The organism is Marinobacter nauticus ATCC 49840, assembly GCF_000284615.1.
Lineage (GTDB): Bacteria > Pseudomonadota > Gammaproteobacteria > Pseudomonadales > Oleiphilaceae > Marinobacter > Marinobacter nauticus.
The window spans coordinates 958795-974051 of record NC_017067.1; the positions used below are offsets into that span (position 1 = coordinate 958795).

A 15257-nucleotide genomic window follows, 5' to 3' on the forward strand; every position below is an offset into this window, starting at 1 on the left:
ACTGCCTGGGTTGGGCTCAGCCGGCCAGCCACTGCATAGAGGCCCAGCCCATGGTGCCACCAATCAAGGCGCCGGCCAGGACATCGCTGGGGTAGTGGAGCCCGAGAATGACCCGGGATGCCGCCACTGACAAGGTGAATGGAAGCACACACCAGGCCAGGGCCGGGAGCGCAACGAACAGCATGGCCTGAAAACACACCGCGTGCAGGGTGTGGCCGGAGGGAAAGCTGTACCGGTCCAGTGGCGGCGTTGCACAGTTAATAACCGGAAACGAAATAAAAGGCCGTTCGCGGATCAGCCAGCGCTTCAGGGCCTTGTAGGTCAGTGTGCAGGTGAGCCCGGTAAGCGCCATTTGAAGTGCCAGGGCCGGGCCATAGTCCCCGGCGTAGAAAGGCAGTGAGAGAATCAGTGCGTACCAGAACCAACCGTCGCCAAGTCGGCTGACGACTCGGAAATACCCCAGAATTGGCCGGAATCGTACGCTGCGGTTAATGGCCTGGCAGACCGCGAATTCTCGCTGGTCGGCCAACTCAAAGAAGCGAGATGCCTTGCTTGTTAATGCCATGGTATCGGGCCTGTGCAGTTTGGTTTAAAACCAGCTGTTCAAACTGGTCGATCTGGCTGCTCCAATTCAATTCGAGGGCGTCCAGGCGAGCCTGGGCGCGGACTCGGTTCAATAGTGAGGGCTGGTCGGCCAGTCTCAGGGCGTGATTGATGAAGGCTTCGTCGTCTGTCAGTTCAGCCTTCATGCCGTTTTCGTCGTGTCGGATATGTTCTGCGGCTGCCGCATCGTCGAAGGCGACGATGCCCAGTCCGCTGGCCATGGCTTCCAGCACCACGTTGCCGAAGGTGTCGGTTTTGCTCGGAAACAGGAACAGGTCACCGGAGGCAAAGTGCCGGGCCAGATCTTCGCCCCGTTGGGTGCCACAGAATATGTAGTCCGGGTGCCGGTCTTCCAGGGAGCGGCGCATGGGGCCATCCCCTACCAGCACGAAGCGGGCATTAGGATGCAGGCCGCGGATACGCTCGAAGCAGGCAACAGCCATACGCAGGTTTTTTTCCGCAGCCAGGCGCCCGACATAGAGTACGGCACGTTCGTTGTCGTGTAGCCCCCATTGCCGACGCAGGGATTGGTCGCGTTTGTGGGGGGTGAAGCGCTGGCAATCCACGCCCCGGCTCCAGAGACCGGTGCGGGTGATCCCCATGTCCCGGGTAACCCGCTGCATGCGACCGGTAGGCACCAGGGTGATGGCTGTCCTGTTATGGAACCAGCGACCGTAGGCACACAGCAAACGTTCGAGCAGGCCCGCTCCGTAATAGCTAGAGTACTGGTGGAAATTGGTATGGAACCCGGAACTGACGGGCAGGGCGAGGCTGCGAGCCGCATTCACTGCCGCCACGCCGAGTGGCCCCTGGGTTGCCACATAGATGCCGTCGGGCCGCTGTTTCTGCCAGAGCTTTTTCAGGCTCGAGGGGCGGGCGGTACCGAAGCGCAGATCTGCGTAGCCGGGAAGAGGCAAGCCATTAACCACCAGTTCGGTGGAAAACAACCCGCTCCCGGTACTCTCAAACAGTCCTTTCTGTTCGTGGGGCTGCCGGGGGCGCACCACGGTTACATGGTGGCCCCGTTGCATCAGCCCCTGACACAGGTGCCGCATGGTGTTGGCAACACCATTGATTTCCGGCGGAAACGTCTCGGAAACAATGGTAATGTGTTGCGGTCGCCGTTCGGTCAACTGGGCTTCGGTCACGGGGGTTCCTGAAGGTTCTGCTGTCATGCCTTTACTATGGAAAGATGCCATGACAGAAATGCGACAACTCCGTGACATTCCGTTTACGTGTTTATACCCCGTCTCTTATCGACCTATTGCAAGGAGATTCCATGCAAACGCGAAAACTTGGCTTTACAGATATCGAGGTCAGCCTGATCTGCCTGGGAACCATGACCTGGGGCGAGCAGAACAGCGAGCAGGAAGCCTTTCAGCAGCTCGACTATGCCATGGAGCAGGGCATCAATTTCATCGACGCCGCTGAAATGTATCCAGTGCCACCCAGGGCAGAAACCCAGGGTCTGACCGAGCAGTATCTGGGCAACTGGCTGGCCCGCCGTGGCCAGCGTGATGATCTGGTGATCGCCAGCAAGGTGGCCGGGCCGGGTAATGGTCTCGGGTATTTGCGCGGGGGGCCGAGGCTGACCCGGGAGCATATCCGCTCTGCCTGTGAGGGCAGCCTCAAGCGCCTGCAGACGGATTACATCGATCTTTATCAGGTGCACTGGCCGGACCGGAGCGCCAATTTTTTTGGCAAGCTTGGTTATGACCGCAATCCCGATGAGCAGATGACGCCCATTGAGGAAACACTGGAGGCACTGGATGAACTGGTTCGTGAAGGAAAGGTCAGACACATCGGGCTTTCCAACGAGACACCGTGGGGCACGATGCAGTACCTGCGCCTGGCGGAGCAGCATGGCTGGCCCCGGGTGGTCTCTATCCAGAACCCCTACAACCTGTTGAACCGGTCCTTTGAAGCGGGGCTGGCGGAGTTTGCCCATCGTGAAGGCACCGGCCTGCTGGCCTATTCACCGCTGGCCTTTGGCATGCTGACCGGCAAATACCTGGGGGGAAAATGGCCGGAAAAGGCCCGGCTGACTCTGTACGAGCGGTTCAGTCGCTATACCAATGACCGGGCGGCGGACGCCACGAGGGCCTATGTTGAGCTGGCTCACCAACATGGTCTCACGCCGGCCCAACTGGCACTGGCCTGGGTGAACAGTCGGGAGTTCGTAAGCAGTAACATCATTGGCGCAACCACCATGGAGCAGCTCAGGGAGAACATCGGGGCAGCCAGTGTGACTCTGAGCCCCGACCTCGTGTCCGCCATCGAGGCGATCCATGCCGAGTTCACCTATCCCTGCCCTTGAAGACTGTATGCATAAGGGCTTGCAGTAGCCAGGTGCGATCCTGCCGCTCCGACCAGCGGCAGGGTCGTTACATACTGCAATATAAGTGATCATTTATTGACAAAAAAGCTGGTGCCAGGCGACGGAACGCTGGCGAAATTGTGTGCAAAATCACACCAATCTTCGTCGCAATCATTAGACTTTGGTACTGTGAATTACATAAAGCCAATGTCGATACCGGATTTCCTGTTGCCATGATTCTTCGCCTGTTCGTCGTCCTCCTAGCCCTGAATAGCGTCGCCTTTGCGATGCGGGCTGACGCTGCGCAGCCCATGTTGTCGGAACCGATGCTTTCCGAGCGCATGATGGCCGAGCGCGACGAAATGACGACGGCGGAGGATGTTTACGAACTTCAGGAATGGATGTCCGGCGATTATGAAGACGACCGCAGCGATGCACTTACCGCTATCGGCTCCCGTCTGCTCAGCCTGAGCCTCAGCCGCTCCCGCACTGCTGAAAAGACCTATGCTTCCGATCCGGCTCAGCCTGACCACGGCATCGCCCTGTTGAACGAAGGTGCCTGCCTGAACCTGCGCTGGAAGTTCTGACCGCTGTTCCTTGGCGTGCCCGCCATCTTTCTCCCGACATCCGCTTTGTCAAAATGTCATGACCTGACGCATTGTCAGCTTGAATCTGCCGTGTGATCATCCACCTTAATTGAGATTCTCAAGCGACGAGGAGCCGGTAATGGCAGCAGAGAACGGAGTCTATTGCGACGACGCAGAACGGTGTGTTGATCGGGTGATTGAACGGGTTGGCAAGCGCATTACCCTGGGCTTGCCGCTTGGTCTTGGCAAGCCGGTGAGGTTTGTGAATGCGCTCTATCAGCGTGCCAAGGATGATCCGGACATTGAGCTGCATATTGTGACCGCGCTCTCCCTGTTAGCGCCTGAGGGCAGTTCTTCACTGGAAAAACGTTTCATGGGGCCCTTCGCCAAGCGCCTGTTTGGCGATATTCCGGAACTGGCCTATGCCCGTGATGTCGCCAATAACCGCTTGCCAAGCAATGTCCAGGTGTCTGAATTTTTCTTCAAAGCTGGCAGCTACCTGAACAATCGCAACCAGCAGCGAAACTATGTATGCACCAACTACACCCATGCCGTTCGCGATCTGATGGCGCAGGGTGTGAATGTGGTGGGGCAGATGGTTTCCCCAGGCGAGCCCAATGGCTTTCCGGGCCAGGTGAGCTTTAGCTGTAACCCGGACCTGTCACTCGATATCCTGCCGCTGCTGCGGGAGCGTGAACAGCAGGGCGTACCGGTGGCCATGGTGGCTGAAATCAATCAGTACCTGCCCTGGTTTGGCCATCATGCAGCCGTCGAGGAACAGCAGTTTGATCTTCTCTTCAGTCATCCATCGACAGACTATCCGTTATTCTCGGCTCCTCAGATGGCCATCAGTCCGTCTGATCACCTCATTGGATTCTACGCCAGCTGCCTGTTGAAGGATGGCGGAACCCTTCAGGTTGGCATCGGTTCACTGGGAGCCTCGCTGGTTCACAACGCCATTCTGCGCCACAAGCACAATGATGCCTGGCGCGCAGTTTATGACCACCTGGATGTGGGATCCAGGTTCCCTGTGGTTGACAGCTGCGGCGGTACCGGTACGTTCGAGACCGGCCTGTATGGCTGTAGTGAAATGATGGTGGATGGCTTCCTGTATCTGATGCAGGAGGGCATCCTGAAGCGGGAAGTATTTGATCATGCCGGTTTGCAGACTCTGATCAACCGGGGCGAGATTACCCTGACGCCGTCGCTCGACATGCTGGATGTGCTGGTCCGGGAAGGGCTGATCGACTCGCCATTGCGGGCGCGGGATGTCAACTGGCTGATTCAGTACGGCATTCTGCGGGACACAGTGGAATTCCGTGGCGGACGCCTGCGCCTGAGTGAAGATCACGCTGTAGAAGCAGACCTCAGCCAGGATCAGACCCGTGAGGCGCTGGCGGCCCTGGGTCTTGGTTCAAGGCTCATCGGTGGTATTGCCATGCACGGGGGCTTCTACGTGGGGCCGGAGGCCTTCTACCAGGCTCTGAGAGATCTGTCGCCAGAGCAGCGTGACAAGATCTGCATGACCAGTGTCAATTTCATCAACCACCTTTACGATCACCGTTTCGGAGATCAGAAGCTCAAAGCCGCCCAGCGTTTGCACGGTCGGTTTATCAACTCTGCGATGATGTACACCCTCAATGGCGCGGCAGTGTCAGATGGGCTCGATGATGGTCGCGTGGTCAGTGGTGTGGGGGGGCAGTACAACTTTGTTTCGATGGCCCATGAGTTGCCCGGGGCGCGCTCCATCCTGGCTCTCAGAGCCACCCGCATGTCGGGTGGGCAGGTAGTGTCCAACATTGTCTTCAACTATGCCCATTGCACCATTCCAAGACATCTCAGGGACATTGTGATCACCGAGTACGGCATTGCCGATTTGCGGGGGCGGTCCGACGAAGATGTGTTCCTGGCGCTGATCCGTATTGCCGATTCCCGTTTCCAGGCGGATTTGCTGAAACAGGCCCAGAAGGCGGGCAAGGTCCGTGACGATTTCCGCTTGCCTGCGGACTGGCAGAACAATACGCCGGCGTCGGTTCGCCAGGCTTTGGCTGCACCCGGTAAGGGCGACTGGTTCCCGGCGTTCCCGTTCGGCCGGGATTTTACCGATGAGGAGCTGACCCTGGGGAAAGCCCTTAAAGGACTGAAAGCCGCAACCGCTACTCCCCGTGGTAAACTGGCGACCCTTTGGCAGGCCATCCGGGCAGAAGACGATACTGGCCAGTACGCGGTGCTGCTCGAACGCATGGGGTTGAACAACCCCTCAGGCATTCGGGAGAAGCTGGATCGCAAACTGGTGATACATGGCCTGCAGCAACTTGAACCCGCGACAAAGACAGGAAGCGAAAACAGCTGATGCAAGCCGATAACCCGAACACCCGGCCGGATGTTTTTACCGTCCATTACGTGCTCAAGAACCGCATCGGTGAGCTGGTGGATACGTCTGAAGGCAGCGAGCCTCTGCACTTTATCTACGGCAGCCCCGAGATCATTGCCGGCATTCAGGAGGCGGTGAAAGACCGAAACGTAGGTGATTGCCTGGAAGTGACCGTGCCACCGGAGATGGCCTACGGCGAATACCGCGAGGACCTGGTGCGCAAGGTGCCCCGTTCCCTCTTTGAGGGCGTTGAAAACCTGGATGTGGGCATGAAATTCCAGACTAACTCCGGTGATCAGGCCCAGGTGGTACAGGTGGTGGCGATCGACGGCAACCTGGTCAAAGTGGATGCCAATCACCCTCTGGCCGGTTTCACTCTCTATTTTGATCTGGAAATCGTGGGTCGTCGCGAGGCTACTGAAGACGAGGTAGCTCAGGGTCGCCCGCTGTTCTGAGAGGGCGTTCGGGTACCTGGTCGAACTCGCCCGAGTGAATGCGGGCGAGGCCCTGGCTGATCTGCTGGTGTATGCACCCGGTCAGCTCATTCAGGGATAGATCCGGATCCGGTCCAAGGGGCGGATGCAGTATTACGATGATCTGCCCCGGTGGCTGTCGCAGCAGCCTGAACAGATGACAGTGGAAACTGTCATCGCCCACAAAGGGCGCCAGTGAGTCAGGGCGCCGTTCTCGCCGATAACCGATGGACACTGGCTGTATGGCCGTGTTGCTGTCCCGGGCGGCGCTCATCAACAGTCCGTGCATGGGTAATACGGCTACCCCGGTGCTGGTGGTTCCCTCTGGATAGACCATCACCGATTCTCCAGCCTGCAGGCATTGCGCGATACTGGCTTTGATAGCTCTGGCCTGACCGCCGCCACGTTTGATGAACAGCGTGCCGGCCTGCCGGGCCAGCCAGCCGATCACCGGCCATTGACCTACTTCCGCTTTTGACAGAAACCGCATGGGCGTGATGCTGCCAAGAACCGGGATGTCTGACCAGCTGATGTGGTTGGCGACAAACAGGGCGTTTTCCGGGCAGGGCTGGCCATAAACCTGAACCTGCCAGCCCAGGCATTGACATGCCTTCCGAAAACAGATTGTGGCCCAGGGATTCCTGTCCACCGGTCTGGTCCTGGCCAGATCGGAGATCCGGAGCAAAGCCGCCAGCGCGCAGGCTCCGACAAGGAAGCCTGCAAACATTGCTAAGCGAAAGCTCAATCGAAGCCAGCTCATCGGCAATCCTCCGAATCAGGCGGGGCGACGCAGGAAGTGCCGGCTGTAGCGGCCGGCCAGGTTACTGACCTCCAGCAGCACCAGCATGTCGGCACAGCGGAATTCAGGATCCCAGCAAGGCTCGCCACAGACCCTTGCGCCCAGGCGCATGTACGCCTTGATCAGGGGCGGTATGTCCACAGAGCGTTCTGATTCCGGATGGGCAAGATGTGGCAGTTGGCGCTTTGGCGTTACCCGGCAATGCGGCTCAGACAGATGCTGTTGTTGCAGAAGCCGGGCCACATGCCAGGCTTTCGCCCCGCCGTCGGCCATGCTGATACTGGCGCAGCCGATCAGATGGGTAACGTTGCGCTGCACCAGGTACTCCGCCACCGCTGACCACAGCAGCGTGATGGTGCCGCCATTGCGGTAGTCCGGGTGCACGCAGGTGCGGCCGAGTTCAGCCAGTGTTCCGGGCAGGGCTTCCAGAGCCGCGAGATCAAACTCGCCTCGGGAGTAGAAGCCGCCAACGGAAGCCGTATCGTCCTGGTGAAGTATGCGGGTGGTGGCCACCAGTTCACCGGTGTCTGCGTCGTTGACGATCAGGTGATCGCATGCCGCATCGTAGGCATCGGCATCAATACCCGGGATTGTGGCGCCGAGATCGCTGCCATACTCCTCGGAGAATACCCGGTAACGCAGGCGCTGCGCCGCTTCTATGAGCTCCGGGTCACGGATCAGTTCGGTGCTCAGGTTACGGCCCCGGCGGGGTTGAAGGCTCGCGGTGGTTGCAGTCATGGCTTGGCCTCTGTGTTTCTGTTTCAGGTCAAGGCTATGAAGCGGGTATGACAGATGGGTGACGCCGGGGTGACGTCTCTGTGACAGTGCGAGACCGTTTTCAGGAAAACGGATATGTGTCACAGGCTGTAACCCTTTGGCGGTTCCATGTATATTTCTGAATAGCATGTATAATTGCTGTAACTGAACGTTGCCTGTATCGTCGGGTGTACAACCCTGAAACCGGAATAAAATAATCAGAGATGGATGGCGTGGAACAAACAAACGAGAGTTGGCGAATCCTGATCGTAGAGGACGATGAGCGGCTTGCGGATCTGACCCGCGAGTACCTTGAGAACAATGGCCTGACAGTGTCGTTGGAAACCCACGGGGGAGCCGCTGTTGAGCGGATCCGCAACGAGCAGCCTGATCTTGTGGTTCTGGATCTGATGCTGCCTGGCGAAGATGGTCTGTCTATCTGCCGGCGGGTACGGCCGTTCTTCAATGGCCCCATTATTATGCTCACCGCCCGGACAGACGACCTGGACCAGGTCCTGGGCCTGGAAATGGGCGCGGATGACTACATTGGCAAACCGGTCCAACCGCGCGTTCTGCTCGCCCGCATCCGTGCCATGCTCCGCCGGGTAGAAACCTCGCCCGTTAGTGGGCAGGAGACGTCCGGGGAGGAGCCGGTGCGTTTGCAGTTCAACGACCTCGTGGTCGATCGTTCCATGCGTGAAGCCTGGTTAAGTGACGAAAGTATCGACCTCACCAGTGCTGAGTTCGACCTGCTCTGGCTGCTGGCCAGTAATGCCGGGCGGGTGCTGAGCAGGGAAGAGATTTTCACCGCACTCCGGGGCATCGAGTACGATGGGCAGGATCGTTCCATTGACGTTCGCGTGTCCAGGATCCGCCCGAAAATCGGTGACGATCCCATCCACCCGCGCCGTATCAAAACCGTTCGCAGCAAGGGCTACCTGTTCGTCAAGGAAGCCTGATCGCGCCTGAGGCGTTGCCGCCCCGAAGGTGGCAACGCCGGTTACCAGGGTTGGCCCGATGTCCCTGAAATTTTTCCTGAAAGCCTACGCTCGTATTGCGGCCATTGCGGCGGCGGTCGTGCTGGTGTGCGTCCTGCTGTTTAACGGCATCAACTCCGTTCGCGAACAATACTGGCATGAGCAGGCCATGACACCGGTTATGCGTTGGCTGGCAGCGGCCCCGGATCCGCTCAGTCAGTATCACTGGATGGCCCCGATGTTTGGTCTGCACAGTGGCGTTGCGGCCGACTTCGGGCTTTCCCGGGTTGCGCTTGAGCGCCTGGGCTATGGCCAGGTGGTGGCGCAGTCAACCGATAGCGGGTATGGCTATTATGTCCTTGGTCTCGGGGGCGAGGTGCTCGGCATACATCTGGAGCAACCCTACCGGGATCTGGCCCGGGCAATCTCGTTGATGGTGCGTTGGCATCTGGATACCAGCCCTGCGGCTCAGCGTGCGGATGTGGCGCAGCAATTGGCAGAGTCTCTGAATCTCGATATCCGTCTGGTTCAGAAGACCGAGGATCTGCCGGATCAGCAGGCGCTTGAGCGGCTTGGCGACACCGGGCTGGCGATTTTTGAACACGGTGATAACCGTGCCAGGGCGCTGGTTCGTTTGTCGGAAGGCGCATTGGTTGTGGTGACATTGCCTCCCCCCTTCAATCCCTGGGGCTGGCCGATTATCTTGCTGCTGACCGCTGTTGTCGGTGGCGTGCTGGCAGTGGCCCTGTTTCTTGCGTTGCGTTTTGTAGAGAGTCATCTGCGCAAGGTTGAGTCGGTAGCGATTCGTATTGCCCGGGGAGAGATGGGAGCCCGGGTGGAATCCGAGCAGGGCACGCTCGTTTCCCGGCTGGGGACTTCGTTCAATGGAATGGCGGAACATATCCAGCGCCTGGTGCAGGTGCAGCGGGAAATGATTCACGCGGTTTCCCACGAACTGAGAACGCCGGTGGCCCGCATCCGGTTCGGCGTCCAGATGATTGAATCCGGTAGTACTCAGGAAGTGCTTGAAAAGCAGCTCGAGGGCATTGATGGCGACATCCAGGAGCTCGACGAACTGATTGACGAGATCCTGACCTATGCCCGGCTGGAGCAGGGCGGGCCGGTGTTCAGTCTCCGGGAGGGATCGGTCACGGATATAGTCAGGCAGGTTGTCTCCGAACAGCGGCTTATCCGGGAGGGAGTCGACATTGAGTGTCAGATTGACGAAGCTTCGGAGCGCTGGGCACAGGCCGATATGGAACCTCGTTACATTCACCGGGCGATTCAGAACCTGGTCGGCAATGCCGCGCGCTATGCCGCAGGCCGTGTGCAGGTGAGTTGCCACCTGGATGAAGATAATTGCCGGATTGATGTGGAAGACGATGGCCCGGGCATTCCGGAACAGGATTGGGAAAAAGTGTTCACCGCCTTTGCCCGGCTAGATGACAGTCGTACCCGTACCTCAGGCGGCTACGGGTTGGGCCTGTCCATTGTTCGCAGGATTCTGTACTGGCACGGTGGGCAGGCGTTTGTGGGCCGCAGTGATGTCTTGGGCGGAGCCCGGTTCAGCCTGGTCTGGCCGCGCCTGAAGCCCGCAGACCCGGATTTGTGAACCAGTGCTCGGTACCTCACCTGATGTAACAAAGCTCTACACAACCACAACTGAACCCTCCGCAGCCCTGGGTAATACTTCAAAGCGTAAGGGATGACTTTTGAGGTTGTAGTTCTTACGAACTTTCCTTGTTTCATTCGTCATTTGAGGGCCGGTTTTTCCGGCCCTTTTTTTATTTCCGCGCCGCGTCACACCGCTCGATCCCCGTCCTGTTAGAATCTCCTGAAAACAACAGGAGGTTTTGATGTCCCGATATCTGCTTGCCATAGACCAGGGTACCACCAGTTCCCGCGCCATCGTGTTTGATGACAAAGGCGCTCAGGTGGCCGTTGCCCAGCAGGAGTTTCACCAGTACTTCCCCAAAGATGGCTGGGTTGAGCACGATGCCATGGAAATATGGGACAGTACGCTGGCGGTCTGTCGTGCAGCGCTGAACAACGGCAAGATCAAGGCATCTGACCTCGCAGGCATCGGCATTACCAACCAGCGGGAAACCACTGTGATCTGGGACAGGGCGACGGGGCAGCCGATTCATCACGCCATTGTCTGGCAGGATCGCCGTACCGCGTCCTGGTGTACCAAGTTGCGCCAGGATGGCCATGAATCCCTGGTGGTTGACCGCACCGGATTATTGATTGATCCCTACTTCTCTGCCACCAAGATAGCGTGGATTCTGGACAACGTTGACGGTGCCCGCCAGCGCGCGGAAGCCGGTGAGTTGGCCTTTGGCACCATTGATACCTGGTTGCTCTGGAATCTGACCGGCGGCAAGCACCATCGTACCGATGCCACCAATGCGTCCCGCACTGCACTGTTCAATATCCATACACAGCAATGGGACCCGCAGCTGCTCAAGCTGTTTCGGGTGCCTGCTGCTCTGTTGCCGGAGGTATTCGACAGTGCAGCTGAGTACGGGTTGACGGAACCCGAATGTCTGGGCGCTTCGGTGATGATTGCCGGTATTGCCGGTGATCAGCATGCCGCTTTGATCGGCCAGGCCTGTTTTGAGCCGGGAATGGCCAAGAGTACCTATGGCACAGGCTGTTTCCTGATGCTCAACACCGGCCAGCAGGCCCTGCGCTCTGAAAACCGGTTATTGACGACGGTAGCTTACCGCCTCAACGGCAAACCCTGCTATGCCATTGAAGGCAGTATTTTTGTTGCCGGTGCCGCCATGCAGTGGCTCAGGGATGGGCTTCGGCTGATTTCCCATGCCCGGGAATCGGCGGAGCATGCGGCGACGGTCGGTGTGAATAATCCGGTGTATCTGGTGCCCGCGTTCACCGGCCTGGGGGCCCCGCACTGGGACCCCAACGCCCGGGGTGCAATCCTGGGGCTGACCCGGGATACCGGCATTGCCGAGATTGTCACGGCGGGTTTGCAATCGGTGTGCTATCAGACCAAAGACCTGGTGCGCGCCATTCGCAACGATGGCGCCCGACTGGAATCGCTGCGAGTTGACGGAGGTATGGCTGTGAACGACTGGGTGATGCAGTTTTTATCGGACATTCTCAATGTGCCGGTTGACCGGCCGAGCGTGACTGAAACCACGGCGCTGGGGGCCGCATATCTTGCGGGTTTGCAGACCGGGGTTTTCGATAGCCTGGAGCAGATTACGTCGCTTTGGGAATGCGAGCACCAGTTCCGGCCGGATATGGCGCCGGGGCTGCGGGAATCACTCTATGCCGGCTGGCTGGATGCTGTTGAGCGAGTCTGTAATCACTGAGGTTCAGTGGCCGGTGCGTTCGAAGGCGATCAGGTGATCAGCCTCCACCCGGACCGGTACCTGCTCACCCAGGTTAAAGTCCAGGTGGCTCCGGAAGAGGGCCTCAAATTCAGTGTCTTCTGAACACCGGAAACGATAGAGCGTGGAGGTTCCGGCAAAGGTTTTTTCCACCACCTTTGGCTTCAGCTCTGAGTCTTCATCGAAAACAATGTCGTCCGGCCGGATCAGGACGTCCAGCAGGGTGCCTGGTTGCCATTTGTAGGCCCGGTTGCCATGGATGACGCCCAGTTCCGATTCTATGGTGTCAGGGCCCAGGGCCTTGCCGGGAATAAACCCACCTTGCCCGACAAAACTGGCCACGAACCGGTTCGCCGGCTCATGGTAGAGGTTGTAGGGCACATCCCACTGTTGAATCTGCCCGTCCCGGAGAACCGCCACCTGATCACACATGGCAAAGGCTTCCTGCTGATCATGGGTAACCAGGATGGCGCTGATGCCGAGAGTCTTGAGGATTTCCCGCACATCCAGGCTCAGCCGGCGGCGCAGATCCGTGTCCAGGTTGGAGAAAGGCTCATCCAGCAGGATCAGTGTTGGCTCTGGTGCAAGTGCCCGGGCCAGGGCCACCCGTTGTTGCTGGCCGCCGGACAGCTCGTGGGGATAGTTGTCTGCAAGGTCCTGGAGGTGCACCAGGTTCAGCAACTCCATGACCTTTTGTCGACGTTCCGCTTTGCTTAATGACTTCAGACCGAAGCCGACGTTATCGGCAATGCTCAGATGCGGAAAAAGGGCATAGTCCTGGAACACCATGCCAATCTTGCGCTTTTCCGGTTGCAGTGCCCGCCCGGGCAAGCTGATGGCCTGTGACTGCAGGCGGATTTCACCCCGGGAAATCGGCAGGAAGCCGGCCAGTGCCCGGAGAATGGTGCTCTTGCCACAGCCGCTGGGGCCCAGCAGGCAGCCAATATCGCCGTGGCTGAGGGCAAAGCTGACGTCCTTGACGACGGAATCACCGCCGTAGCCACAGGACAGATTGTTTACTTCCAGCAGCCAGTCTGCGGGGGGCACCAGGGCTTCGGGCATGGATCAGTCCAGACGATTGAGAATCAGGAATTCCAGCAAGGCTTTCTGGGCATGCAGCCGGTTTTCCGCCTCATGCCAGACTGCCGAGCTTTCGTGGTCCATCATGTCTGCCGAAATCTCTTCACCCCGGTGGGCGGGCAGGCAGTGCATGAAGAGGGCGTCTTTGTCGGCCTGAGCCATCAGAGCCGGGTTGATCTGATAGCTGCGGAAGGCTTTTTCCCGGGCTTTCTGCTCGTCTTCCTGGCCCATGGAAGCCCAGACATCGGTGACCAGCAGTTGGGCGCCTCGTGCTGCCTCTTCCGGCGCGCGCACAACGGTCACCCTGTCAGCATGCTGTTCGATCAGTTGTTGATCCGGTTCGTAACCCTCTGGGCAGGCAACGTTCAGGCGGAAATCGAAACGCTCTGCAGCGTTTATGTACGAGTGGCACATATTGTTGCCGTCACCAATCCAGGCCACGGTGGCACCACGGATGCTGCCGCGAAGCTCCCGATAGGTCTGCATGTCGGCCAGCAGCTGGCAGGGGTGGAATTCGTCGGTGAGAGCGTTGATCACGGGCTTGCTGGAGGCAGTGGCAAAGCGCTCGACCGTTTCGTGGGCAAAGGTACGGATCATCACCGCGTCGACCATGCTGGAGATCACAATGGCAGAATCCTCGATCGGTTCGCCGCGGCCAAGCTGTGTATCCTTGGGCGAGAGGAACATGGCGCTACCCCCGAGCTGGGTCATGCCGGCTTCGAAGGAAACCCGGGTCCGGGTGGATGATTTTTCGAAGATCATTGCCAGCACCCGGTTTTTAAGGGTGTCCCTGGTCTGGCCTGAACGCCACTCTTTGCGTAATTTGGAAGCATGATCGAGCAGATCTTCCAGTTCCGCCGTGGTCATGTCGTTCAGTGTCAGAAAATGTCTTGCTGCCATGAAAGGCCCCTGTTTCAAGCAAACTGCCCGTTCGGAAAAGCCAACAAGTCTAGCCCGTCGCTACCCTGAAAACAACGCCGGGCGCGGTGCTGTTGTTCTGGGTCAAAACGGACGGTTTGTTGAGGCCTGAGGCACCCGTGTACAATAAGCGCAAAGGCCGTTTGGCGGCAAAGCTGACTCCCAACCAGAGGAATGAGTTCATGGACATCAATGAAACCATCAAGAGCCAACTTGAAGAGAACCCGGTTATTCTTTACATGAAGGGCACCCCGCAAGCTCCGCAGTGCGGTTTCTCGGCACGTACTGTTCAGGCTCTGATGGCGTGCGGTGAGCGCTTTGCGTTTGTGAATATTCTCGACAATCAGGAACTGCGTGAGGCCCTGAAAGTCTATTCCAGCTGGCCAACCTATCCGCAGCTCTACATCAACGGTGAGCTGGTGGGTGGTTGCGACATCGTTCTGGAAATGTCAGAAAGTGGCGAGCTGGCCAAGATGGTCAAGGATGCTGCGGGTCAGGCCGAGGCCTGATCATTCTGCTACTCGTAACGGTATTTAAGCTTTATCGTAAAACGACCTCCTATCCCGCTCTCTGGAGCGGGATAGGGGCTTGCCTCTAAAGCCGCCCGGTATATTGCGGCGTCTACATCCTTTAGGTCCGTTGATTTAACGATTTTCGCGCCCGTCACCGCGCCATTTCCCATTAATCTGAGTTCTATTTCTGCTATCCATGTCTTTGATCCCTCCGAGTCTACAGGCACCCTAATCGTCTCTCGGAAGAGATATTCCGACAAATGACTTGAGAGTTTTGCGACAAAAGGGTCTCTTTCATCGGGAGTCTCAGTCTTTTGCTTTACTGGCTCCGGCGTTTCTACGGCCTCGCTTGCACGTGCAGTCAATGCAGGTGTAGCAACTGATGCAGGGGATTCGAAGGATGTTGCCCGGGTTTGGGTGCTTTCGGTTGTCCGCTTCGGGGAATCTGGCTGTGTCGCAGTGACGGTTTGCGATTCGGGCGGAGCACTGAAGGTAGATTCTGTCG

The 15257-nt window shown here is 58.3% G+C and carries 14 protein-coding genes; 8 read left to right on the forward strand and 6 right to left on the reverse strand.

What is annotated here, in order from left to right; translation table 11 throughout:
• Nucleotides 1-16: 16 nt before the first annotated feature.
• Together MARHY_RS04405 and MARHY_RS04410 are read right to left on the reverse strand one after the other, a co-directional pair.
• Nucleotides 17-565: a phosphatase PAP2 family protein gene (locus MARHY_RS04405; RefSeq protein WP_014420729.1), complete on the reverse strand. Its 549-nt coding sequence runs from the start codon at nucleotides 563-565 to the stop codon at nucleotides 17-19.
• Entirely contained in the window at nucleotides 531-1751 is a 1221-nt protein-coding gene (locus MARHY_RS04410; protein ID WP_014420730.1) for a glycosyltransferase family 4 protein, read from the reverse strand. Before MARHY_RS04410 ends, MARHY_RS04405 begins: the two co-directional genes overlap by 35 nt.
• Nucleotides 1752-1882: 131 nt before the next feature.
• On the opposite strand from MARHY_RS04410, the gene MARHY_RS04415 reads away from it, so the two are divergent.
• The 4 genes from MARHY_RS04415 (at nucleotide 1883) to MARHY_RS04430 (ending at nucleotide 6336) form a co-directional block, all read left to right on the forward strand.
• Nucleotides 1883-2920, forward strand: a complete 1038-nt coding sequence (locus tag MARHY_RS04415) for an NADP(H)-dependent aldo-keto reductase (protein ID WP_014420731.1) — start codon at nucleotides 1883-1885, stop codon at nucleotides 2918-2920.
• A 233-nt stretch (nucleotides 2921-3153) separates the two neighbouring features.
• Nucleotides 3154-3507, forward strand: coding sequence for a hypothetical protein (locus MARHY_RS04420; RefSeq protein ID WP_011785789.1), 354 nt, complete (start codon nucleotides 3154-3156; stop codon nucleotides 3505-3507).
• 139 nt (nucleotides 3508-3646) lie between these two features.
• Nucleotides 3647-5860 (forward strand): acetyl-CoA hydrolase/transferase C-terminal domain-containing protein, encoded by a 2214-nt coding sequence (locus MARHY_RS04425; protein ID WP_011785788.1) that lies wholly within the window; start codon nucleotides 3647-3649, stop codon nucleotides 5858-5860.
• Nucleotides 5860-6336, forward strand: a complete 477-nt coding sequence (locus MARHY_RS04430) for an FKBP-type peptidyl-prolyl cis-trans isomerase (protein WP_011785787.1) — start codon at nucleotides 5860-5862, stop codon at nucleotides 6334-6336. The genes MARHY_RS04425 and MARHY_RS04430 overlap by 1 nt, the downstream gene beginning before the upstream one ends.
• On the opposite strand, the gene MARHY_RS04435 is transcribed toward MARHY_RS04430, so the two are convergent.
• The gene (locus tag MARHY_RS04435) at nucleotides 6296-7114 is read right to left on the reverse strand and encodes a lysophospholipid acyltransferase family protein (RefSeq protein ID WP_014420732.1); all 819 of its coding nucleotides are present in this window, start codon (nucleotides 7112-7114) and stop codon (nucleotides 6296-6298) included. The genes MARHY_RS04430 and MARHY_RS04435 overlap by 41 nt on opposite strands.
• A gap of 15 nt (nucleotides 7115-7129) precedes the next feature.
• Nucleotides 7130-7891 (reverse strand): GNAT family N-acetyltransferase, encoded by a 762-nt coding sequence (locus MARHY_RS04440; protein ID WP_014420733.1) that lies wholly within the window; start codon nucleotides 7889-7891, stop codon nucleotides 7130-7132.
• Between the two features lie 242 nt (nucleotides 7892-8133).
• Between MARHY_RS04440 and MARHY_RS04445 the strand changes: the two genes are divergently transcribed.
• The 3 genes from MARHY_RS04445 to glpK all read left to right on the forward strand — a co-directional run bounded on the left by MARHY_RS04445 (nucleotide 8134) and on the right by glpK (nucleotide 12224).
• The gene (locus MARHY_RS04445; RefSeq protein WP_011785784.1) at nucleotides 8134-8868 is read left to right on the forward strand and encodes a response regulator; all 735 of its coding nucleotides are present in this window, start codon (nucleotides 8134-8136) and stop codon (nucleotides 8866-8868) included.
• 58 nt (nucleotides 8869-8926) lie between these two features.
• Nucleotides 8927-10498, forward strand: coding sequence for an ATP-binding protein (locus MARHY_RS04450; protein ID WP_014420734.1), 1572 nt, complete (start codon nucleotides 8927-8929; stop codon nucleotides 10496-10498).
• Nucleotides 10499-10742: 244 nt separating this feature from the next.
• The gene (glpK, locus tag MARHY_RS04455; RefSeq protein ID WP_011785782.1) at nucleotides 10743-12224 is read left to right on the forward strand and encodes a glycerol kinase GlpK; all 1482 of its coding nucleotides are present in this window, start codon (nucleotides 10743-10745) and stop codon (nucleotides 12222-12224) included.
• A gap of 3 nt (nucleotides 12225-12227) precedes the next feature.
• Here the strand turns inward: glpK and MARHY_RS04460 are convergent, their stop codons facing one another.
• Together MARHY_RS04460 and argF are read right to left on the reverse strand one after the other, a co-directional pair.
• On the reverse strand, nucleotides 12228-13304 hold the full coding sequence (locus MARHY_RS04460) for an ABC transporter ATP-binding protein (protein ID WP_011785781.1): 1077 nt from the start codon (nucleotides 13302-13304) through the stop codon (nucleotides 12228-12230).
• A 3-nt stretch (nucleotides 13305-13307) separates the two neighbouring features.
• The gene (gene argF / locus MARHY_RS04465) at nucleotides 13308-14222 is read right to left on the reverse strand and encodes an ornithine carbamoyltransferase (RefSeq protein WP_011785780.1); all 915 of its coding nucleotides are present in this window, start codon (nucleotides 14220-14222) and stop codon (nucleotides 13308-13310) included.
• A gap of 200 nt (nucleotides 14223-14422) precedes the next feature.
• Between argF and grxD the strand changes: the two genes are divergently transcribed.
• Nucleotides 14423-14749, forward strand: coding sequence for a Grx4 family monothiol glutaredoxin (grxD, locus tag MARHY_RS04470; protein WP_014420735.1), 327 nt, complete (start codon nucleotides 14423-14425; stop codon nucleotides 14747-14749).
• The last annotated feature ends 508 nt before the right edge of the window (nucleotides 14750-15257 follow it).

Bases quoted from the DNA above. Each gene is read 5' to 3' on its own strand.
- MARHY_RS04405 (WP_014420729.1), bottom strand. From the start codon at position 565: ATGGCATTAACAAGCAAGGCATCTCGCTTCTTTGAGTTGGCCGACCAG.
- MARHY_RS04415 (WP_014420731.1), top strand. From the start codon at position 1,883: ATGCAAACGCGAAAACTTGGCTTTACAGATATCGAGGTCAGCCTGATC.
- MARHY_RS04420 (WP_011785789.1), top strand. From the start codon at position 3,154: ATGATTCTTCGCCTGTTCGTCGTCCTCCTAGCCCTGAATAGCGTCGCC.
- MARHY_RS04425 (WP_011785788.1), top strand. From the start codon at position 3,647: ATGGCAGCAGAGAACGGAGTCTATTGCGACGACGCAGAACGGTGTGTT.
- MARHY_RS04430 (WP_011785787.1), top strand. From the start codon at position 5,860: ATGCAAGCCGATAACCCGAACACCCGGCCGGATGTTTTTACCGTCCAT.
- MARHY_RS04435 (WP_014420732.1), bottom strand. From the start codon at position 7,114: ATGAGCTGGCTTCGATTGAGCTTTCGCTTAGCAATGTTTGCAGGCTTC.
- MARHY_RS04440 (WP_014420733.1), bottom strand. From the start codon at position 7,891: ATGACTGCAACCACCGCGAGCCTTCAACCCCGCCGGGGCCGTAACCTG.
- MARHY_RS04445 (WP_011785784.1), top strand. From the start codon at position 8,134: ATGGATGGCGTGGAACAAACAAACGAGAGTTGGCGAATCCTGATCGTA.
- MARHY_RS04450 (WP_014420734.1), top strand. From the start codon at position 8,927: ATGTCCCTGAAATTTTTCCTGAAAGCCTACGCTCGTATTGCGGCCATT.
- glpK (WP_011785782.1), top strand. From the start codon at position 10,743: ATGTCCCGATATCTGCTTGCCATAGACCAGGGTACCACCAGTTCCCGC.
- MARHY_RS04460 (WP_011785781.1), bottom strand. From the start codon at position 13,304: ATGCCCGAAGCCCTGGTGCCCCCCGCAGACTGGCTGCTGGAAGTAAAC.
- argF (WP_011785780.1), bottom strand. From the start codon at position 14,222: ATGGCAGCAAGACATTTTCTGACACTGAACGACATGACCACGGCGGAA.
- grxD (WP_014420735.1), top strand. From the start codon at position 14,423: ATGGACATCAATGAAACCATCAAGAGCCAACTTGAAGAGAACCCGGTT.